Origin of the sequence: Pontibacter mucosus (genome assembly GCF_003054055.1) — a bacterium.
GTDB lineage: Bacteria > Bacteroidota > Bacteroidia > Cytophagales > Hymenobacteraceae > Pontibacter > Pontibacter mucosus.
This window is the reverse complement of record NZ_QBKI01000007.1, coordinates 58,897-76,992: the sequence shown is the minus strand read 5'-3', so window position 1 is coordinate 76,992 and position 18,096 is coordinate 58,897. Positions and strand designations below refer to the sequence as shown.

Below are 18,096 nucleotides of genomic sequence, written 5' to 3'. Positions count from 1 at the left end.
TTACAGTATGGGATATAGAAAATTCACCCTCAGCTTCTACACATCGCACTGGGTGTGTCTGAAAAATAAGGTTTGAGGCAGATTCGCATGAAAGCGAATTGAGCGAGAGCCAAACAGCTGTCAGCGAGTTTAGCGAACCGGCAGGCAAACCGCCTCATTTCCTTGAGCCTGCCAAAGAGTCTTTCGATGATGTTCCTTTGGCCGTACAGCTCTTTGCTCACTTTAGGTGGTCTGCCCTTTCTTCTGCGCCTGTTTCCCTCGGCAAGGTCCCTCTCGGGTATCTGGGCCTGTATCAGCTGCTCCCGCAGGGCCTTCCGGATAAGCCGGCTGTCGTAGCCTTTGTCCGCCACCACTGCCTTAGGCTTTCTCTCCTCCAGCGCCAGGAGCCCGAGCAGCTGGGGGGCCTCGCCGGCCTGCCGGTCAGGCGCACCTGCAGCGGGAAAGCCCCTGCCGCAGCACGAAAGGTGCACCTTGGTCGAGAAGCCGCCCCGGGACCCGCCTAGGGCCTGGCCTTCTTTTTTTTAGCCCCCGCCGCGGCCTTGTGCGCCCTGTTGACGGTGGTGTCCACAAACCAGGTGTTAAGGCCAGGTACTCATCCTGCTGCAGGCGCAGCCTGAGCTTTTGGAGTATCTTCTCAAACACGCCCTGCTGCTGCCATTTCCGGAACCTGTCATACACCGTCTGCCAGGGGCCGTACCTGTCGGGCAAGTCCCGCCAGGGGCTGCCCGAGCACAGAATCCAGAACATGCCGTTGAGCAGCTCCCTGTCCGGCCGGCTGGGCCTGCCCTTGCTGTCTTCCCGCATTACGGGCCGCGGCAGCTCCTCTTGTATCAGCTCCCACTGGCGTTGACTTAACTCGTACCTGCCGTGACTCACCTGCTATTTCCCCTCCAATTACCACAACCACAGCAACTTGAACTAAACCCCATTTTGCAGACACAGCCTAGGTGGCTGCCGAACTTTATTACCTAGGCAGGCCTATGCCTAAATATAATATATTTACACTTATAAATATCATTTGTAATACTCTAATTTTCAATAGAAAGTATCCATATGCTTGCTAGTAGAAGAATAGGAAAATAACAATTTACCGCTGGCAAGAGCTTAATCGTCTGTAAAACTACTTTCACTTCATGATAGATAAATCAAGCTGCCTGCTAGAGGCAGCTTGATTTATAAAGGCAGTTCTGTAGATAAGATTAACATAGTGGATTTTGCACCAGCATAGAAACCCATCTTTCAGGTTCAATAGCCCTACTTGTTGCCAGCTCTGCCCACCTGCCGGCCACGGTGACTCGCAGGTAGATCGGCACGGGGCCTGTCTGGTGGTGCTCTGGTTTCTTGAAGTAGAAGAGGAGGCTGAAATTGATGCTCATAACAGTGACTTGAAAGGTTAAACAAAAGTAGCCTTAGTCAAGATATACAGCTTCTGTACACCTTGTGTGTCAATGAGTTAAACCCCTGTTCGGTGAGTCATTGGAGACGTTTGAGGAACTCACCGGATAACGCACCTAAAATACCTGAAAAGGTGCCAAGTTTAGGGGTCCGGCAGAAACAAAAAAGCCTGCAAACGCTTCGTTTGCAGGCTTTTAGTTGATTTTGGTATTCCTACCAGCAGAGAGTGAGGGATTCGAACCCCCGGACCTGTTACAGTCAACGGTTTTCAAGACCGCCGCGTTCGACCACTCCGCCAACTCTCTGTCTCAATTCGTGTACAAAAGTAGAACACGGCATCGAACTTTCAAAACTATACGACAAAAAAATTCTTCTGTTTTATGGAAGGAAACTCCAAATCGTTGATTGTCAAATTGAAATTCTCCCGGCGCTCCCCCGGTTTGCTAAAAGTATAAGTTTATACTTCTGCCCTCGCCATTTTGCCGGAGTGCGAGGTGGGGGTGCGCACCAGGCGCTTGGTCACTGTGTCAATGCTCACGTTGATCTCGAACCCAAGTATAAGGATCATCGAAACGAAGTCGAGCCAGATCATCAGACCAATCAAGGCGCCCATGGAGCCATAGAACTTGTTATAGGTGTCGAAGGCGCTGATGTAGAGCGAGAAGCCCATCGACACCAGGAAAATAAGTGCCGTAGCCACCACGGCCCCTGCCGAGAAGAACGGCCACTTGTCCTCGATAGCGGGTACGAAATAGTAGATGAGCGAGGTGGCCAGCAGGAAGAGCAGGATGATCGCCACGTACTTCAGAATCACCAGCAACGTATACGTATAGGTTTCCGTCACAACCTCGTAGAACACCAGCACATCCAGAATCCACTGCCCAAAGAAAGTGGCTGCCACCGCAATTAGCAAAATCATACTTAACACCACGGTCAGCACGGTGGCTATCAGGCGTTTGCGCAGGTAACCGCGTTTATAAAACGTATGGTACTTTTTGTCGAAGGCATCCATCAGGGACATAATGCCATTGGTCGAGAGCACGAGCGCGAACAGGAAACCGAAAGAAAGCAGGCCCCCGCGCGGCTTGTTAACAATGTCCTCTATCGTTCCGTAGGCGGCCGTGTACATCTCCTCCGGCAGCACATCGCCCAGAAAATCGAGGATGCTCTGCCCCAGGTCCATTGGCAGAATGTTGGGGATGTAGGGTATAAGCGTGAAGAGGAAGATGATGGTTGGGAAGGTGGCCAGCGTAAAGTTGAAGGCCATGTAAGAGGCCCGCTTGGTGACGGAGTCCAGGCGCAGTTCCCCTATCAGCACATCGGCCACATCATACACCGAGTACCTGCCATTGCTGAAACGCCACCGCTTCAGGAAAACGATGAACTTGCGGTAGGCCCGGCGGCGCTTCAGGTATTGCGGGTTCAGCCTCATTAACTAAAATATGCGTCTAACTTCAGGTGTATGAGGGCGGGTATCTCGGTGGGGCGACCGGTTTTCATGTCTACAAACACCATCAGCGTCTCCCCGATGGTTAGCAGCGTGCCCTCCTCGTTCAGCACCTCGTACTCAAACTTTATACGTGTGCCGTGCGGTTTGCTTTTAACAAAGAGCCTGATCGTGAGCAGGTCGTCATACTTGGCCGGGCGGATAAACTTAGTCTTCAACTCCAGCACCGGCATCATCGTGCCCGACTCCTCCATCTCCTTGTACTCAATGCCCAACTTGCGAAAAACCTCGGTGCGCGTTACCTCAAAGTAAGCGGCATAGTTGCCATGGTACACGTACCCCATCTGGTCAGTCTCGGCGTAACGCACGCGCAATTGTACTTCGGATTCAAACATGTTGGTTGTTCGTTATTCGTTGTTCGTTATTGGTTGACAGTTACGGATGGATAAGTATAACGGGTTCCGCTACGAACTGTCGGTCTGACGCCAAAGCAAAGTTATACTCTCATAGTATACATTAGCACCGCTCATTCTAATAACGGATAACTAACAACCAACAACGTCGCTACCGCATGATATTCCGCTCGTTCAGGGCACGGTGGAAGCGGCGCGCGTTGGCCTGGTGCTCAGCCATGGTAGTGGCAAAGGCATGGTAGCCGGAGAAGTCCTCTTTGGCGCAGAAGTATAAATAGCTGTGTTTCTCCGGATTCAGCACCGCATCTATACTGGAGATGGCCGGCACGTTGATGGGTCCAGGGGGCAAGCCCTTGTACATGTAGGTATTGTAGGGAGAATCGTGAGCCAGGTGCTTGTTAAGCACGCGCCGGATGGTGAAATCGCCCACGGCAAACACCACGGTTGGGTCGGCCTGCAGCAGCATGCCGCGCTCCAGCCGGTTAAGGTATACGCCCGCCACCCGGGGCTTCTCATCGTTCTTGAGCGTCTCGGCCTGCACAATGGAGGCCAGCGTACTTACCTGATGCGGTGTCAGCCCCAGTTGCTCGGCCTTGGCTTTGCGCTCGTCAGTCCAGAAGCGGTCGTACTCTTTCTTCATCCGGTCCATTAGCTCGGGCGCCGTAATGGTCCAGTATACCTGGTAGGTGTTCGGGATGAACATGCTCACGACGTTGGTGGTATCGAAGCCAAGGGTTTTCAGATACTCCGCATCGCTCAGCAAACTGTCGAGCTCCTGCTCGCTGGCTTCTACCTCAGAGGCCAGTTTGGCGGCCAGCTGGCTGCGCAGGCGCACGTTGCTGAAGGTCAGGTTAAGCGGGGTTTGCTGGCCCAGGCGCAGCACCCCTATCAGCTGGCGGTTGTTCCAGCCGTGCTCCAGCTTGTAGCGCCCCGGCTTCACCAGTTTATCGTAGTCCATCAGCTTGGACATAAAACGCAGCGAGAGCCGGTCGATGATTACGCCGCTTGCCTCCACGGAGTCCATGGCCTGCTCATAGGTGGCTCCCGTTGGAATGAGCACATACGCCTCGCGCCCCTTGGTGTCTACGTTCATGGTGTACACAATCTGGTAGGCGTAATAAGAGAAGCTCACAAACAGGAACATACCCAGCGCAATCAAGCCAGGTACCAGCATGCTTTTCTGCTTGCGTTTTCTTTTTGCTATAGGGTTGTTCACTTCGTTGGCCATAGTGTAAGTAAAAGGCGCAGAACAGGGTTTATGGTTCCGCTACCAGGGTTCAAGGCCTCAAAAATAGCACATCTGCAGTTAATTAAGAATGCGTGCACCATAAATTCAGTTCTACCCGGCCTCAATTGTGCCTGAACTGCGCCTGGAGTCTGTTATTTATACTTTCCGGAGGATAGATCCGCATGCTCTGCCTTATATCCAAAAAATGCTGTAATTGTACCGTTATTAGCGACAGAGTTTATAAATTTGGGAAATAAACATTAAGAACTGTATATATTTTATACCCTTATATGGCAGGAGAAATCAGACAAGCCCAGATAGAAACCCTTGAACGTAAAAACGCCGAGGCCCTTCTTGGAGGCGGTAAGGAAAGAATTGAGGCGCAGCACAAGAAAGGCAAGCTAACTGCCCGCGAGCGCATCCACCTGCTGCTCGACGAAGGCTCTTTTGAGGAAATCGGCAAGTTTGTGATGCACCGCTCCAAGGATTTCGGGCTGGACAAGCAGTACTTTCTGGGCGATGGCGTGGTAACCGGTTACGGCACCATCAACGGCCGCCTGGTGTATGTTTTCTCCCAGGACTTTACCGTACTGGGTGGCTCGCTTTCTGAAACCCACGCCGAAAAGATCGTCAAGATCATGGAGCTGGCCATGAAAAACGGGGCTCCTGTCATCGGCCTCAACGACTCCGGTGGTGCCCGCATCCAGGAAGGTGTGGTGTCGCTGGGCGGTTATGCTGACATTTTCTACCGCAATACCCTAGCTTCGGGCGTTATTCCGCAGATTTCGGCCATTATGGGCCCCTGCGCGGGCGGCGCGGTATACTCGCCGGCCATCACCGACTTTATCATGATGGTGGAAGACACCTCTTATATGTTCGTGACCGGCCCTAACGTGGTAAAAACGGTAACGCACGAGGAAGTAACCTCCGAGGAACTGGGCGGCGCTAGCACCCACAGCACCAAGAGCGGCGTGACCCACTTCTCCTGCGCTAACGAGGTAGAATGCATCAACCACCTCAAAAAACTGCTGAGCTACATCCCGCAAAACTGCGAGGAACTGCCGCCGTCGCTGCCTTATGAGCCGCAGGGGGATGAAACCCGCGAAGTACTCGACACCATCATTCCGGAAAACCCGAACCAACCCTACGACATCCGCGAGGTAATCGAGGGCATCATCGACGCGGACTCCTTCTTTGAAGTACACAAGAACTTTGGGGAGAATATTGTGGTGGGCTTTGCCCGCCTGGGGGGCAGAAGTATCGGCATTGTGGGCAACCAGCCTGCCGTACTGGCCGGCGTACTCGACATCAACGCCAGCACCAAAGCTGCCCGCTTTGTGCGTTTTTGCGACAGCTTTAACGTGCCGCTGCTGGTGCTCGAGGACGTGCCGGGCTTTTTGCCGGGCACCGACCAGGAATGGCGCGGCATCATCACCAACGGGGCCAAGCTGCTCTACGCTTTCTGCGAGGCCACCGTGCCACGCATCACCGTCATCACCCGCAAAGCCTACGGCGGCGCCTACGACGTGATGAACTCCAAGCATGAACTACGCCTGGCCAACGGCCGAGATTGCCGTGATGGGCGCGCAGGGGGCTGCTGAGATTATCTTTAAGCGGGAGATTGCCGCTGCCGAGGATCCGGAGGCGAAGCTGGCCGAGAAGGTGCAGGAGTACAAAGAGAAATTTGCGACGCCGTACCGCGCTGCGCACCGTGGCTTTATCGACGAGGTAATCATGCCGCACGAGACACGCGCCAAACTGATTAAGGCGTTCAAGATGCTGGAAAACAAGGCCGTAACGCTGCCACGCAAGAAGCACGGAAACATTCCGTTATAACTGTACTTATACTTGACCAATAGCCTACACCGCATTGCGCTAACCTGGTATAGGCCCCATATGAAATCAAACACCTACAAAACAACCACCTTACATGCGACAAGAATCTTTTGACTTCCTTCAGAAATACCTGAACAACTCCTCTCCTACCGGCTTCGAGTCGGAGGGCCAGAAACTCTGGCTGGAGTACATAAAACCATACATTGATGAGTACTTTGTGGATACTTACGGTACTGTAGTAGGCGTCATCAACCCACAGGCCGAGTACAAAGTAGTCATTGAGGCCCATGCTGATGAGATCAGCTGGTTTGTGAACTACATCACCCCGGAAGGCTACATCTACCTGAAGCGCAACGGCGGCTCCGATGCCCTCATCGCCCCTTCCAAGCGTGTGAACATTTACACGAACAAGGGCATCGTGAAAGCAGTTTTCGGCTGGCCGGCCATCCACGTGCGCAAAGTGGAGCAGGATAAAGCCCCCACCATCGAGACCGTGTTTCTGGACTGTGGCGCCAGCAACCGCGAAGAGGTAGAGGCCATGGGCGTGCATGTGGGCTGTGTGGCTACCTTTGAGGATGAGTTCACGGTGCTGAACGACCGCTACTACGTGGGCCGTGCCCTGGACAACCGCATTGGTGGCTTTATGATTGCCGAGGTGGCGCGCATGCTGAAGGAAAACGGCAACCAACTTCCCTTCGGACTGTACGTGGTGAACGCAGTGCAGGAAGAGATTGGCCTGCGCGGCGCCGAGATGATCGCTCACCGCATCAACCCGGACGTGGCCATCATCACCGACGTCACCCACGACACGCAGTCGCCGATGTATGACAAGAAAACGAGCGGCGACATCCACTGTGGCAAAGGCCCGGTGATTGCCTACGGCCCGGCCGTGCAGAACAACGTGCGCGATTTGATTATCCGCACCGCGCAGGAGAAAGAGCTCCCGTTCCAGCGTTCGGCCGTGTCGCGCGCTACCGGCACCGACACCGACGCCTTCGCCTACTCCAACGCCGGTGTGGCTTCTGCGCTTATCTCGCTGCCACTTAAGTATATGCACACGACGGTAGAAACCGTGCACAAAGACGACGTGGACAACGTGATCAAGCTCATTTACGAAACTGTACTTAAAATTCAGGACAAGCAGGATTTCCGCTACCTGAGCTAAGCATCACTTTTAGCCAAGTGAAAACCCTCGCAGCGCTACCCTCTCCGGGACCTGTGGGGGTTTTGTTTTTTAGGCTACCTTGCGTATGTTCAGGTAACATCCACTATCATTTATACTTTGTTACTATGACCTTCACCGATCAAATGGGCCATCAAATCACGCTGCTGCAGCCTCCGCAGCGCATCGTGTCACTGGTGCCCTCGCAAACCGAGCTTTTATTTGACCTGGGCCTTGGCGACCGTGTAGTGGGCGTTACCAAGTTTTGCATTCATCCTAAAGAGCAGGTAAAGTATAAAACCGTCATAGGTGGCACCAAGAACTTTCATTTCGATAAGATTGATGCCTTGCAACCCGACCTGATAATCGGGAACAAAGAGGAGAACTATAAAGAAGGTATTGAACAGCTGCAGCAAAAGTATAACGTATGGATGAGCGACATTTATACTTTGGAGGATGCGCTGCAGATGCTGCAGCAGGTGGGGGTGCTAACGGGTACTGAAGGTAAAGCAGCAGAGCTGGAGCAAAGTATAAAACAAGGCTTTGAGAGCCTGCAGCCGGTGCAGCCAGGTGTAAAAACGGCCTACTTTATTTGGCGCAAACCTTACATGGCTGTGGGCAGCCACAACATCATCGACCACCTGCTTGGGCGCTGCGGCTTTGCTAATGCCTTTGACGAGTTGGAGCGGTATCCCGAAATCACACCAGAGCAATTGCAGCAGGCTAGCCCACAGCTTATACTTTTATCCTCAGAGCCCTACCCTTTCAAAGAGAAACATATCGCCGAATTTCGGGAGCTGTGCCCGCAGGCAAGTATAAAAGTGGTGAATGGGGAGATGTTCAGCTGGTACGGCAGCCGGCTGGCAAAAGCCCCGGCTTACCTGCAGCAGGTAGTGGAGGAGGTAAGAAAATCACTATCTTAGCTCATCCCCGGTTTATACTTTACAGCTTTATGGAAGAGGAAAACGGCATTGGTGAGGTATTCATCTATGAGACAGAGGCTGGTCAGGCCGCCATTGATGTTATACTGCAGCAGGAGACGGTGTGGTTAACGTTAAACCAGCTTTCTGAACTATTTGGAAGAGACAAGTCCGTCGTATCACGGCATCTAAAGAATATTTTTCAATCCGAAGAGCTAATTCGCGATGCAGTTGTTGCAAATTTTGCAACAACTGCATCTGATGGTAAAACTTATCAAGTAGACTACTATAACCTTGATGTCATTATCTCTGTAGGTTACAGGGTTAACTCGAAGCGCGGTACGCAGTTCAGGATTTGGGCCACCAACGTGTTGCGCCGGCATTTAGTAGAGGGCTATACGTTGAATGAGAAGCGACTGAAGGAGCAGGCCCAGAAGTATAACGACCTGAAGCAAACGGTAAAACTTCTGCAGAACGTCATTCAGCGGAAAGAACTGACAGGCGACGAAAGCGCAGGACTTCTGCAGGTCATAAGCGACTATACGTACGCATTAGATGTACTTGACGACTACGATCACCAGCGCCTGACTATCACCGGCACGCACCGGCAGGAGCTTTTCAGGATTACGTATAAGAGCGCCATAGCAGCAATTCATACGCTTAAAGAGAAATTCGGGGGATCTGAGCTGTTTGGGCGCGAAAAGGATGAAAGCTTCCAGAGCTCCATCAACACCATTTACCAATCGTTTGGCGGAGAGGACTTATACCCTTCTACCGAAGAGAAAGCAGCCAACCTGCTATACTTTGTCGTGAAGAATCACTCCTTTTCGGACGGAAATAAAAGAATCGCGGCTTTCCTGTTCGTGTGGTTCATGGAGAAGAACCAACTGCTTTACGATGCAGAAGGCCGCAAGCGCATTGCTGACAATGCGCTCGTGGCGTTAACGCTCCTGATTGCGGAAAGTGATCCGACAGAGAAGGACATGATGATCAAAGTGATTGTAAACCTGATCAACCAGCAGAACTAACCCCGCACCAATTCTACAAAACTCGCAACAGCTGTCGCGCCCGTTCTGACACCGCCTCAAAATACGCCACATCGGCCTGCACCTGCGCGGCGGTTTTGCCCAGCACTTCCCGCTTATTCATGGGGTCGCTGAGGGAGGTAAGGGTAATAATTTCCCTGAGCCGCTGCTTTTGCTCCGGAGTTATACTTTCCCCAGTCAGCTCTTCCAGCTGCGTGACTAGTTGCTCCCGGAAGTCCTTTTGCTCCACGGCCTCTTCCTCCAGCAGGCGCATGATGGCCGCCACGGCTTCATCTTCATTGGGAGAAAGTATGGCCAGGCCGATAAGCTCCTGGGTAGTGGGCAGTGGCAGCCGGATGAGCAGTTCGTAGCCACCGCTACCCTGCTCACCGGCTGTCGTGTAACATTTCATCCAGAACCTGCCCGAAGAGGTATCCTTATACACCGCTGCCCAGCCACCTGCTGCCTCTTCCATGAGCTGCATTTGGCTTAAAAGCGCTTCTATAAGCTTGGCATCCCCGTACAGTTTCCGTTCCGGCATCCTGATTTATACTTTAGTTATACGTCACCTCAAAACCTACCTTCTGCAAGTCTTCCCAGAACCTGGGGTACGATTTGCGCACCACGCTTGGCTCCTGTATCTCAATCGGCTGCAAGAGCGCCAGCGGCGCAAAGGCCATGGCCATGCGGTGGTCCTGGTAGGTACGGAAGGAGAGTTCTTTTTTCTGCAGAATGCCTGGTTTCAGGCTGAATACGCCCGGCGTCACCTCCTGCAGGGAGGCGTTCAGGCTCAGGACTTCTATCTGCAGTGCCTGGATGCGGTCTGTTTCCTTGATGCGCAGGCTTTCCAGGCCCGTCATGTCCACCGCAATGCCTATGCCTGCACTCAGCGCCACTACCGTTTGCGCCAGGTCCGGGCAATCAGAAAAGTCCAGGGAAATATGCCGCTCATGCTCTTTTTTCAGCAGTCGCACGCCTTGTTTGGTAAACTCGGTATACACGCCCAGGCGGTACATGATATCAGCAATAGCCCGGTCGCCCTGGAACGACTTTTCTTTCAGGCCCAGCAATGTGATATCGGCCTCCTGGGCCAACGCCACCAGGCTGTACCAGTAGCTGGCCGCCGACCAATCAGACTCGACGGTAAACTCAGCTGCTTTATACTTCTGCGGCTTCACGGTGATGATGTTGCCGGAGAAGTCGGCCGATACGCCGAAGTGCTGCATGAGCGAAAGCGTCATTTCAATGTAGGGGCGGGAACCGATTTTGCCTTCCAGCTCCAGTTCCAAGCCTTCGGGCAGCAGGGGCGCTATCATCAGCAGGGCAGAGATATACTGGCTGCTGATGTCGCTGCGCACTTTCAGGTGCTTTTGGCCGCTGCCCTTAAACCCGCCTATTTTCAAGGGCGGATAGCCCTCTTCGCCTACGTATTCTATACTTGCTCCCAGCTCGCGCAGGGCCTCTACCAGCACTTTAATCGGCCGCTGGCACATGCGCTCGGTGCCAGTAAGCAACTTTTGCTGCCCCGTCACGGCGTAGTAGGCCGTCAGGAAGCGCATCACGGTGCCGGCATCTTCGGCATCTATGGTCTGGTCATCGCTCTGCAGCAGGCGCTGGAGCAACTGGGTATCGTTGGCTTCGGAAAGGTTATGCAACTGCGACTCCTGCCCCGACAGCGCCGCAATGATGAGGGCGCGGTTGGCTTCGCTTTTCGAGGCTGGCAGCTTTATCGTTCCGGTCAGTTTACCGGTAGGGTGTTGTAAGGTGAGGCTTTGGCTCATAGTAAGGTATAGTAGCGTAGTGATTCAACAATTTCCTGTACCATGATGGGCTGGTCGTACACGGCGTTGCCGATGCCTTCCAGCAAGGTGCAGTTGATGGTGGAACGGGTATTCTTTTTGTCGTGCAGCGCGAGCTGGGCCATCTGCTGGATATCCTGCTCGGAGAGCGTCACTTTCTCGTACACCGATGCCAGGAAGGTTTCAATCTTATCCAACTCTTCCGGGGAAAGCAGCTCGTGTTTGCGGCTAATCCAGGCCTCGCAGAGCATGCCCACGGCCACGGCCTCGCCGTGCAGCAGCGCACGCCCCGGCTGCTCCAGCAGGTAGCTTTCCACGGCGTGGCCTACGGTATGGCCGAAGTTGAGAATTTTGCGCAGCCCACCCTCCAGCGGGTCTTGCTCCACTACCCTGGATTTTATACTTACAGACTGGTGGATCAGGCTGTCCCAGTCCGCGGCAACAAGGCCCACATGGCGCTGCTCCAGAAAGGCTTCCTTGTCGGCAATAAGCCAGTGCTTGATGATTTCGGCGTATCCGGACTTGAGCTCCCGTGGCGGCAGCGTCTGCAGGAAAGCAGGGTTGATGAACACCGCCTGCGGCTCCTGGTATACCCCGATGTGATTTTTCAGCCCATGAAAATCAATGCCGGTTTTACCGCCCACGCTGGCATCCACCTGCGCCAGCAAGGTGGTGGGCACCTGCACAAAGTATAAACCGCGCTTAAACACGGCTGCGCAGAAGCCGCCCATGTCGCCAATCACGCCACCGCCCAAATTCACCAGCACCGCCCAGCGGTCCAGGTGCAGCTCCGTCATGCGCTGCCAGATGTACTCGCAGGTCTGCAGGGTCTTGTGCTCCTCCCCGCTTTGGATCTGGATCAGGTCGTGCTCGGGCAAGTAGGGCTTTAGGCTAGGGTAACAATGACGCAGCGTGTTTTCATCCACCAGCACCGCCACCTTGCTGAAGGCCCGGTTCTTGAGCAGTTCCGGCAGCTGTTGCAGGGCATCCTTGCCGATATGTATTGTTTCGGTCATACTTGGGAGTCTAGGAGTTAGAGCGTTTAGGAGTTAAAGAGTTAAACGGGTAGAAAGTATAAATCCCGATGCAGCGATCGGTCATTTAGCCTTCCAGCCATTTCACAATTTAACGCGCAAACTTTCGCAAGCAGGCAATATAACAACTCCGGCGTTAAACCCCATCCAAAATCTGCGTTTGCTTACGAATCGACTCCACGTGAATCAGCTTGTAGAGCTCCTCCACAAAGGCCGGGTTGATACCTGCCTCAGCCGCCCACTCGGCCCGGGTCCGGAAAATTTCCTTCCAGCGCTCGATCTGCAGCACTTGTACGTTGTTGAGTTTTTTATACTCCCCAATCTGCTCCACCAGGGCCATACGGCGGGCCAGTGCCTGTATGATGTCATGGTCAGCGGCGTCTATCTGCAGGCGCAACTGCTCGGAACGGTTCTCCAGCTCGGCATCGTCGTAGCGGGTTTTGCGCACCTGCAGCTGGCCCAGTATCTCGGCCAGGCGGGCGGGTGTTACCTGCTGCGCGGCATCGCTCAGGGCCAGGTCCGGCGTGGGGTGCGTCTCTATCATCACCCCGTCATAGCCCAAATCCAGCGCCTTCTGCGACACCGGGAAAATCAGCTCGCGCCTGCCCCCGATGTGGCTGGGGTCAACGATAAGCGGCAGACTTTGGTAGCGGGCCTTCAGCTCGATGGGAATCTGCCACACCGGCACGTTTCGGTACTTTGTCTTCTGGTAAGACGAGAAGCCGCGGTGGATGGCGACCAGGTCCGTTACCCCGGCGTGGTAGATGCGTTCGATGGCGCCAATCCACAGGGCCAGATCCGGATTCACGGGGTTTTTCACCATCACCGGCACGTGTACCCCTTGCAGCGCATCGGCTATTTCCTGCACGGCAAAGGGGTTTACCGTGGTGCGCGCCCCAATCCAAAGCACGTCTATCTCCTGTTTCAGGGCCTCTTCCACGTGGCGGGCGGTGGCCACTTCGGTGCTAACTTTCATTCCCAGTTCCCGCTTGACGCGGTTGAGCCAGGCCAGCCCCTGAGAGCCGACGCCCTCAAAGCTGCCGGGGCGTGTGCGCGGCTTCCAGATGCCCGCCCTGAATAAATGAATGTTTTGCTGCTTCAGCGCCCGGGCCGTTTGCAGCACTTGCTCTTCGGTTTCGGCACTGCAGGGCCCGGCAATTACCAGCGGCTGCCCCTGCTGCGCAGCCGAAAAAAAAGATTCTGCGTGGTTAAACTTCATCCGTTGCGTGTATTGTTACAAAGGTAGCCGATGCGGGGCAAAAAGGCGCTTGCCAAAGTATAATTTAACAGGAGCCACACGTTCCGCATCAGCCCATGCATAAAACAGCAAAGCGGGCGCCGGAGTTTATACTTTAGGCAAAGTATAATTTTAGCTTTTACGCCGGTTTTATTAGTTGTTCGCAACCCCCGGCCTGCTATCTTTGCACCGCTTAAAAATACGTACATGAACCTGATTACCAATAAAGTCTCTTTTGACGATACAGCTATCGCGTTTTCATCCAAATCCGACGCGGAGTTATATAAAATGTACCTGCTGTTTAAGTCCATGAACAGCAACACGTTTGTGAAGGCCGGTGGTGCCTTGCTCAACACGGCGATAAAGCTTCACCTTCCGGTCAAGTTCATCGTAAAACCAACCATTTTCAACCACTTCTGCGGCGGCGAAACCATCGAGGAGTCGGAGCGCGCGATACAGGAGCTGGGCAAGTATAACATCGGCACCATTCTGGATTACTCTGTGGAGGGCGAGGGCGATGAGAAAAGCTTTGACGCCACCCGCGACGAGCTGCTGCGGACCATTGAGAAGGCGCACCGCAACAAGCATATTCCGTTCTCTGTCTTCAAAATTACCGGCCTTATCGACATTAAGCTGCTGGAGAAAGTACAGAAGAAGCAGGAACTCTCCGCCACCGAGCGCGCCGCCTTTGAGCGTGGCCGCGACCGCGTGAACGAGATCTGCAAGCGCTGCCACGATCGCGACGTGCGCGTGTTTATAGACGCCGAGGAAAGCTGGATTCAGGAAACCATCGATAACCTGACGTACGAGATGATGGCGCTCTACAACAAGGAGAAGGCCAACATCTACAACACCTACCAACTCTACCGCCACGACCGCCTGGATGTGCTCAACCGCGACTTCGAGCATGCTGTAAAGGGGGGCTACTACCTGGGGGCCAAGCTGGTGCGCGGCGCATATATGGAAAAGGAGCGGAAGGTTGCCGAGCAGGAAGGTTACCCCAGCCCCATCAACCCTACCAAGCAGGCCACGGATGACCTGTTTAACAACGCCCTGCGCTTCTGCATTGCACACATCGACCGGATTTCCTTTTGCAACGGCACCCACAACGAGGCCAGCTGCTACCTGCTGATGGAACTGATGGAGGAGCACAACATAGCCCCCAACGACCCGCGCGTATACTTTGCCCAGCTCTACGGCATGAGCGACAACCTCTCCTTTAACCTGGCTAAGGCCGGCTATAACGTAGCCAAGTATGTGCCCTATGGCCCGGTGGTGGAGGTAATGCCTTACCTGCTGCGCCGCGCCAACGAGAACACCGCCATTGCCGGCCAGAGCAGCCGCGAGTTCACTCTGATACAAAACGAGCTGGAGCGCCGCAGGAAGGCGAAGGAGTAAGCGGTTACCGGTTTTAAACAAGAAGGCCAGCTAAAGTATAGCTGGCCTTCTTGTTTGCCCTGCAACACAAAGTATACTTGGCAGGCGCGCAAAAAAAAACCGGGCCCTGCGCTAGTAGCACAGGGCCCGGTCATGTGTTTAAGAACTATAAGCTATTCGCTGTAGTTCCTGGCTATAACTACTCGATTACAGTAGCAGAGTCAGCCTCAGCAGCAGTAGTGTCTTCTACTACAACTTCTTCCTCAACAGCAGGAGCTTCAGTTTCTACAGTCTCAGTCTCAACAGCCTCAGTCTCAGTAGTTGCAGCTTCGTTGTTGCAAGCTGTGAAAGAAAGAGCAAGAGCTACGATAGCGAATGTGAATAAATTTTTCATTTTTGTGTTTGTGATTAAGTGTTTTGGTTTCGATTTTGACCTTCATACCCAAAACCGGCAGAGGTAACCCGGCTTTCTGAAAATTTTTAAAAATATTTTTTTGGTGGGTTACAAAGTGCCCCTTCGTGTATTAAATTTTGACTGGAATGAAGAAGAGTTTGTATGAGACGGATGAGGCGGTGATAGAAGGCATCCGGCGCAGTGACGAAAGAGCGCTGGCCCACCTCTACAAACTATACTTCCCCATGATTTCTCATTTTATTTTATCCAACAGCGGAACCGACGACGAGGCCAAGGACATTTACCAGGAAGGCGTTATCGTGTTCTACGAGAAGATAAGAGACAACAGCCTGGAGCTTACCTGCCAGATAAAGACCTACCTGTACTCGGTGTGCCGGAGGCTCTGGCTCAAGCGGCTGGCCGAGAAAGGCCGCTACGCCACCAGGCTGGACGAGAGCGAGGGCTTTGTGCCCGTGGAGGAAGACACCCAGCGCCATGAGGAGCAGGAAAAACAATTCGGGGTGATGGGCGAGGCGCTGGAACAGCTCGGAGAGCCCTGCCGCAGCCTGCTGGAAGATTACTACATCCGGATGCAGAACATGCAGGACATCACGGACAAGTTCGGCTACACCAACACCGACACGGCCAAGAACCAGAAGTACAAATGCCTGCAGCGCCTGAAGAAGATATTTTTTGCCACCTATAAGCCTGAGGTTTAAGCAGGCTAAAGTTAACACTGGGAGAAGAACGAAGATGTTAGAGTACCGCGCATACGAGGAGATTGAACGCTACCTGAACGGCCAGATGACCGCTGAGGAGAAAGCTGGCTTTGAGGCCCTGGTACGCACTGATGCCCGCCTGGCAGAGCAGGTGCGCGAGCACAGGGAGCTCTTGGCAACCATGAAGGGCCTGGGAGAACGCCGGCAGCTGCGCCAGAAACTCCACCTGATCCACGAGGAGATGGAGCGCGAGCAACTGCCTGCCACGCCAAATGGCTGGCGCGTTTTCTGGAACCGCCACAAGCAGACCATTGCCGTGGCTGCCAGCGTTTCCCTGCTTTCGGTGTTCGGCACGCTCTGGAGTGTGCAGGAGATGAAGGAGCCGGTACAGCAGCAAACGGCCCGCTACGTGGAGCTGCGCCGTGAAGTGGAGCGCCTCAAAAAAGCCCAGACTGCCCTTATAAACGGTATCAACGATGCCGCCAAACCAGCGCCGCGCCCGGCAACTTTCAGCGGAACAGGCTTTGCGATCTCCCCCGAAGGGTACGTGGTCACCAGCTCCCACGTGGTGGAAAGCGCGGACTCCATCATGATTGAAAACAAGGCAGGGTTAAAGTATAAGGTAAGCGAGATTTACCGCGATGAGATTCATGACCTGTCCATCCTAAAGGTGGCCGACGAGAACTTCCAGACCTTCGGCAAGCTGCCCTATACTTTCAAAGGCGCCGAGTGCGACCTGGGCGAGCGCGTGTTCACGCTTGGCTATCCGCGCGAGGACATTGTTTTCGGCGAGGGCTCGCTTAGCTCCTCCTCCGGTTTTGAGGGCGATACCACCGCTTATCAGATCTCTATTCCGCTTAACCCAGGCAATAGCGGCGGCCCGCTGCTCGACGACAAGGGCAACTTGGTGGGTGTAATCAGTGGGAAGCAGGCGGGCCAGGAAGGGGCTGCCTTTGCCATCAAATCTGCCTACCTGCTGCAGATAATAGACGAGCTGTCGCTCACAGCCCAAGTAAACTCTTTAACTATACCTAAAAATAATACACTTTCCAGCCAAACACGGCCACAGCAACTTAAAAAGTTGAAAGACTTCGTTTTTGTAGTGAAAGTATATAACTAGTTAGCCAGCGTACGCAACCTTAAAGTATAGAGCCTAGATTCAAAAGGCCCTACGCTCGCCAAAAGCGATATAACCTCAACATTTTCAGCGTTTTTCAGTTAAATTATAGTTGAATTAATAACTCAACTTAATTGAGCAACTTAATAAAACTGAAAAGCTATGAAACGAAGAATAATTGCACCTCTGGCACTTGCTGCCACCATGCTGTTTGGTTTTGGCTGCGCAAGCACCAACGATACCATGAGCGATACCACTGCCATGGAGGGCGATGTTACCATGACTGAAACCCAGGAAATGGCCGGTACCGACACCGACCTTGATGAAGATGTGGATGTAGATGCCGACATCGACACAGATATGGATACTGATGCAGACATGAGCGCCAGCATATCTATGGATGCGCTTTCTATGGAAAACCCGGTTTCTGTAGATGAGATGTTTGCCGACATCGATGATACCGAGCAGTACGATGTGCTGGAACTGGCCAGAATGAATCCCAACCTTTCTACTTTCGTGTCCCTGGTGGAGCAGTCCGGCCTGGAGAGCGACCTGAGCCGCCTGGGCAAGTTTACCCTATTGGCCCCGACAAACGAGGCTTTCTCTAAGGTACCCCACGATAAACTGGAATCGCTGCTGAACGCGGACAACAAGGCGGTGCTGAAGAGCGTGCTGCAGGCGCACGTGCTGCCTAATGAGGTGACATCCGCCCAGTTCCAGAACAACTCGCAGATACAGGTAGGTGAAAATTCCTACATCCCGGTAGAGGTTGGCGTTAACAATACCAATATCCGTATCGGTGGTGCCCAGGTAGTTAAAGCGAACGTGGAGGCCTCTAACGGTGTCATCCACGTGATCGACAATGTGATACTTCCGGAAAATGCGCAGAATAACTCCACTATCGGGTATTAATCCTGCCTAATTAATAAGCTTACTTCAAAGCCCCCTCTCAAGGGGGCTTTTCTTTTTGTCCCTATCAAGTATAGCAGGCTA

At 53.5% G+C, this 18,096-nt stretch carries 17 protein-coding genes, 1 tRNA gene and 1 pseudogene; 8 read left to right on the top strand and 11 right to left on the bottom strand.

The genetic code is table 11. The features are described 5' to 3' along the window. Positions 1 to 29: 29 nt before the first annotated feature. The 6 genes from C8N40_RS23455 to mltG form a co-directional block, all read right to left on the bottom strand. Positions 30 to 470, bottom strand: a complete 441-nt coding sequence (locus C8N40_RS23455; RefSeq protein WP_108212470.1) for a transposase — start codon at positions 468 to 470, stop codon at positions 30 to 32. Then, a complete protein-coding gene (locus C8N40_RS23450) occupies positions 421 to 876 on the bottom strand; it encodes a transposase (protein ID WP_108212469.1) in 456 nt (151 codons plus the stop codon). Before C8N40_RS23450 ends, C8N40_RS23455 begins: the two co-directional genes overlap by 50 nt. Positions 877 to 1,615: 739 nt before the next feature. Then, positions 1,616 to 1,700: transfer RNA gene (locus tag C8N40_RS14360), tRNA-Ser, on the bottom strand. Positions 1,701 to 1,852: 152 nt separating this feature from the next. Beyond that, positions 1,853 to 2,827 carry a YihY/virulence factor BrkB family protein gene (locus C8N40_RS14355; protein ID WP_108212468.1) on the bottom strand — a complete coding sequence of 325 codons (975 nt, stop codon included), beginning with the start codon at positions 2,825 to 2,827 and terminating at the stop codon, positions 1,853 to 1,855. After that, a complete protein-coding gene (locus C8N40_RS14350) occupies positions 2,827 to 3,237 on the bottom strand; it encodes an acyl-CoA thioesterase (RefSeq protein ID WP_108212467.1) in 411 nt (136 codons plus the stop codon). The genes C8N40_RS14355 and C8N40_RS14350 overlap by 1 nt, the downstream gene beginning before the upstream one ends. Positions 3,238 to 3,406: 169 nt before the next feature. Then, complete coding sequence (gene mltG, locus C8N40_RS14345) at positions 3,407 to 4,483, bottom strand: endolytic transglycosylase MltG (RefSeq protein ID WP_245905131.1); 1,077 nt, start codon at positions 4,481 to 4,483, stop codon at positions 3,407 to 3,409. 290 nt (positions 4,484 to 4,773) lie between these two features. On the opposite strand from mltG, the pseudogene C8N40_RS14340 reads away from it, so the two are divergent. The 4 genes and pseudogenes from C8N40_RS14340 to C8N40_RS14325 all read left to right on the top strand — a co-directional run bounded on the left by C8N40_RS14340 (position 4,774) and on the right by C8N40_RS14325 (position 9,429). Next, positions 4,774 to 6,319, top strand: a pseudogene (locus C8N40_RS14340) (acyl-CoA carboxylase subunit beta). Positions 6,320 to 6,413: 94 nt separating this feature from the next. After that, complete coding sequence (locus C8N40_RS14335; RefSeq protein WP_108212466.1) at positions 6,414 to 7,484, top strand: M42 family metallopeptidase; 1,071 nt, start codon at positions 6,414 to 6,416, stop codon at positions 7,482 to 7,484. Positions 7,485 to 7,609: 125 nt separating this feature from the next. Then, positions 7,610 to 8,404 (top strand): ABC transporter substrate-binding protein, encoded by a 795-nt coding sequence (locus C8N40_RS14330; RefSeq protein WP_245905130.1) that lies wholly within the window; start codon positions 7,610 to 7,612, stop codon positions 8,402 to 8,404. Between the two features lie 29 nt (positions 8,405 to 8,433). After that, a complete protein-coding gene (locus tag C8N40_RS14325) occupies positions 8,434 to 9,429 on the top strand; it encodes a virulence RhuM family protein/type II toxin-antitoxin system death-on-curing family toxin (protein ID WP_108212465.1) in 996 nt (331 codons plus the stop codon). 13 nt (positions 9,430 to 9,442) lie between these two features. Here the strand turns inward: C8N40_RS14325 and C8N40_RS14320 are convergent, their stop codons facing one another. From C8N40_RS14320 to C8N40_RS14305, 4 genes are all read right to left on the bottom strand, one after another. After that, positions 9,443 to 9,967, bottom strand: a complete 525-nt coding sequence (locus tag C8N40_RS14320; protein ID WP_108212464.1) for a hypothetical protein — start codon at positions 9,965 to 9,967, stop codon at positions 9,443 to 9,445. A 13-nt stretch (positions 9,968 to 9,980) separates the two neighbouring features. Beyond that, complete coding sequence (locus C8N40_RS14315; protein WP_108212463.1) at positions 9,981 to 11,207, bottom strand: 3-phosphoshikimate 1-carboxyvinyltransferase; 1,227 nt, start codon at positions 11,205 to 11,207, stop codon at positions 9,981 to 9,983. Then, positions 11,204 to 12,241 carry a 3-dehydroquinate synthase gene (aroB, locus tag C8N40_RS14310; RefSeq protein WP_108212462.1) on the bottom strand — a complete coding sequence of 346 codons (1,038 nt, stop codon included), beginning with the start codon at positions 12,239 to 12,241 and terminating at the stop codon, positions 11,204 to 11,206. The genes C8N40_RS14315 and aroB overlap by 4 nt, the downstream gene beginning before the upstream one ends. Positions 12,242 to 12,395: 154 nt before the next feature. Beyond that, positions 12,396 to 13,478, bottom strand: a complete 1,083-nt coding sequence (locus C8N40_RS14305; RefSeq protein ID WP_108212461.1) for a bifunctional 3-deoxy-7-phosphoheptulonate synthase/chorismate mutase type II — start codon at positions 13,476 to 13,478, stop codon at positions 12,396 to 12,398. Positions 13,479 to 13,703: 225 nt separating this feature from the next. Between C8N40_RS14305 and C8N40_RS14300 the strand changes: the two genes are divergently transcribed. Beyond that, positions 13,704 to 14,894, top strand: a complete 1,191-nt coding sequence (locus C8N40_RS14300) for a proline dehydrogenase family protein (RefSeq protein ID WP_108212460.1) — start codon at positions 13,704 to 13,706, stop codon at positions 14,892 to 14,894. A gap of 178 nt (positions 14,895 to 15,072) precedes the next feature. On the opposite strand, the gene C8N40_RS14295 is transcribed toward C8N40_RS14300, so the two are convergent. Next, positions 15,073 to 15,267 carry a hypothetical protein gene (locus C8N40_RS14295; protein WP_108212459.1) on the bottom strand — a complete coding sequence of 65 codons (195 nt, stop codon included), beginning with the start codon at positions 15,265 to 15,267 and terminating at the stop codon, positions 15,073 to 15,075. Between the two features lie 146 nt (positions 15,268 to 15,413). Between C8N40_RS14295 and C8N40_RS14290 the strand changes: the two genes are divergently transcribed. The 3 genes from C8N40_RS14290 to C8N40_RS14280 all read left to right on the top strand — a co-directional run bounded on the left by C8N40_RS14290 (position 15,414) and on the right by C8N40_RS14280 (position 18,015). Next, positions 15,414 to 15,986 carry an RNA polymerase sigma factor gene (locus C8N40_RS14290; protein ID WP_108212458.1) on the top strand — a complete coding sequence of 191 codons (573 nt, stop codon included), beginning with the start codon at positions 15,414 to 15,416 and terminating at the stop codon, positions 15,984 to 15,986. Between the two features lie 34 nt (positions 15,987 to 16,020). Next, positions 16,021 to 17,106 (top strand): S1C family serine protease, encoded by a 1,086-nt coding sequence (locus tag C8N40_RS14285; RefSeq protein WP_108212457.1) that lies wholly within the window; start codon positions 16,021 to 16,023, stop codon positions 17,104 to 17,106. A gap of 159 nt (positions 17,107 to 17,265) precedes the next feature. Further along, complete coding sequence (locus C8N40_RS14280; protein ID WP_108212456.1) at positions 17,266 to 18,015, top strand: fasciclin domain-containing protein; 750 nt, start codon at positions 17,266 to 17,268, stop codon at positions 18,013 to 18,015. Positions 18,016 to 18,096: the final 81 nt, after the last annotated feature.

What these genes read in the sequence shown, in the direction of transcription:
- C8N40_RS14355 (WP_108212468.1), bottom strand. Translation starts at nt 2,827, where the DNA reads ATGAGGCTGAACCCGCAATACCTGAAGCGCCGCCGGGCCTACCGCAAG.
- C8N40_RS14350 (WP_108212467.1), bottom strand. Translation starts at nt 3,237, where the DNA reads ATGTTTGAATCCGAAGTACAATTGCGCGTGCGTTACGCCGAGACTGAC.
- mltG (WP_245905131.1), bottom strand. Translation starts at nt 4,483, where the DNA reads ATGGCCAACGAAGTGAACAACCCTATAGCAAAAAGAAAACGCAAGCAG.
- C8N40_RS14335 (WP_108212466.1), top strand. Translation starts at nt 6,414, where the DNA reads ATGCGACAAGAATCTTTTGACTTCCTTCAGAAATACCTGAACAACTCC.
- C8N40_RS14330 (WP_245905130.1), top strand. Translation starts at nt 7,610, where the DNA reads ATGACCTTCACCGATCAAATGGGCCATCAAATCACGCTGCTGCAGCCT.
- C8N40_RS14325 (WP_108212465.1), top strand. Translation starts at nt 8,434, where the DNA reads ATGGAAGAGGAAAACGGCATTGGTGAGGTATTCATCTATGAGACAGAG.
- C8N40_RS14320 (WP_108212464.1), bottom strand. Translation starts at nt 9,967, where the DNA reads ATGCCGGAACGGAAACTGTACGGGGATGCCAAGCTTATAGAAGCGCTT.
- C8N40_RS14315 (WP_108212463.1), bottom strand. Translation starts at nt 11,207, where the DNA reads ATGAGCCAAAGCCTCACCTTACAACACCCTACCGGTAAACTGACCGGA.
- aroB (WP_108212462.1), bottom strand. Translation starts at nt 12,241, where the DNA reads ATGACCGAAACAATACATATCGGCAAGGATGCCCTGCAACAGCTGCCG.
- C8N40_RS14305 (WP_108212461.1), bottom strand. Translation starts at nt 13,478, where the DNA reads ATGAAGTTTAACCACGCAGAATCTTTTTTTTCGGCTGCGCAGCAGGGG.
- C8N40_RS14300 (WP_108212460.1), top strand. Translation starts at nt 13,704, where the DNA reads ATGAACCTGATTACCAATAAAGTCTCTTTTGACGATACAGCTATCGCG.
- C8N40_RS14295 (WP_108212459.1), bottom strand. Translation starts at nt 15,267, where the DNA reads ATGAAAAATTTATTCACATTCGCTATCGTAGCTCTTGCTCTTTCTTTC.
- C8N40_RS14290 (WP_108212458.1), top strand. Translation starts at nt 15,414, where the DNA reads ATGAAGAAGAGTTTGTATGAGACGGATGAGGCGGTGATAGAAGGCATC.
- C8N40_RS14285 (WP_108212457.1), top strand. Translation starts at nt 16,021, where the DNA reads ATGTTAGAGTACCGCGCATACGAGGAGATTGAACGCTACCTGAACGGC.
- C8N40_RS14280 (WP_108212456.1), top strand. Translation starts at nt 17,266, where the DNA reads ATGAAACGAAGAATAATTGCACCTCTGGCACTTGCTGCCACCATGCTG.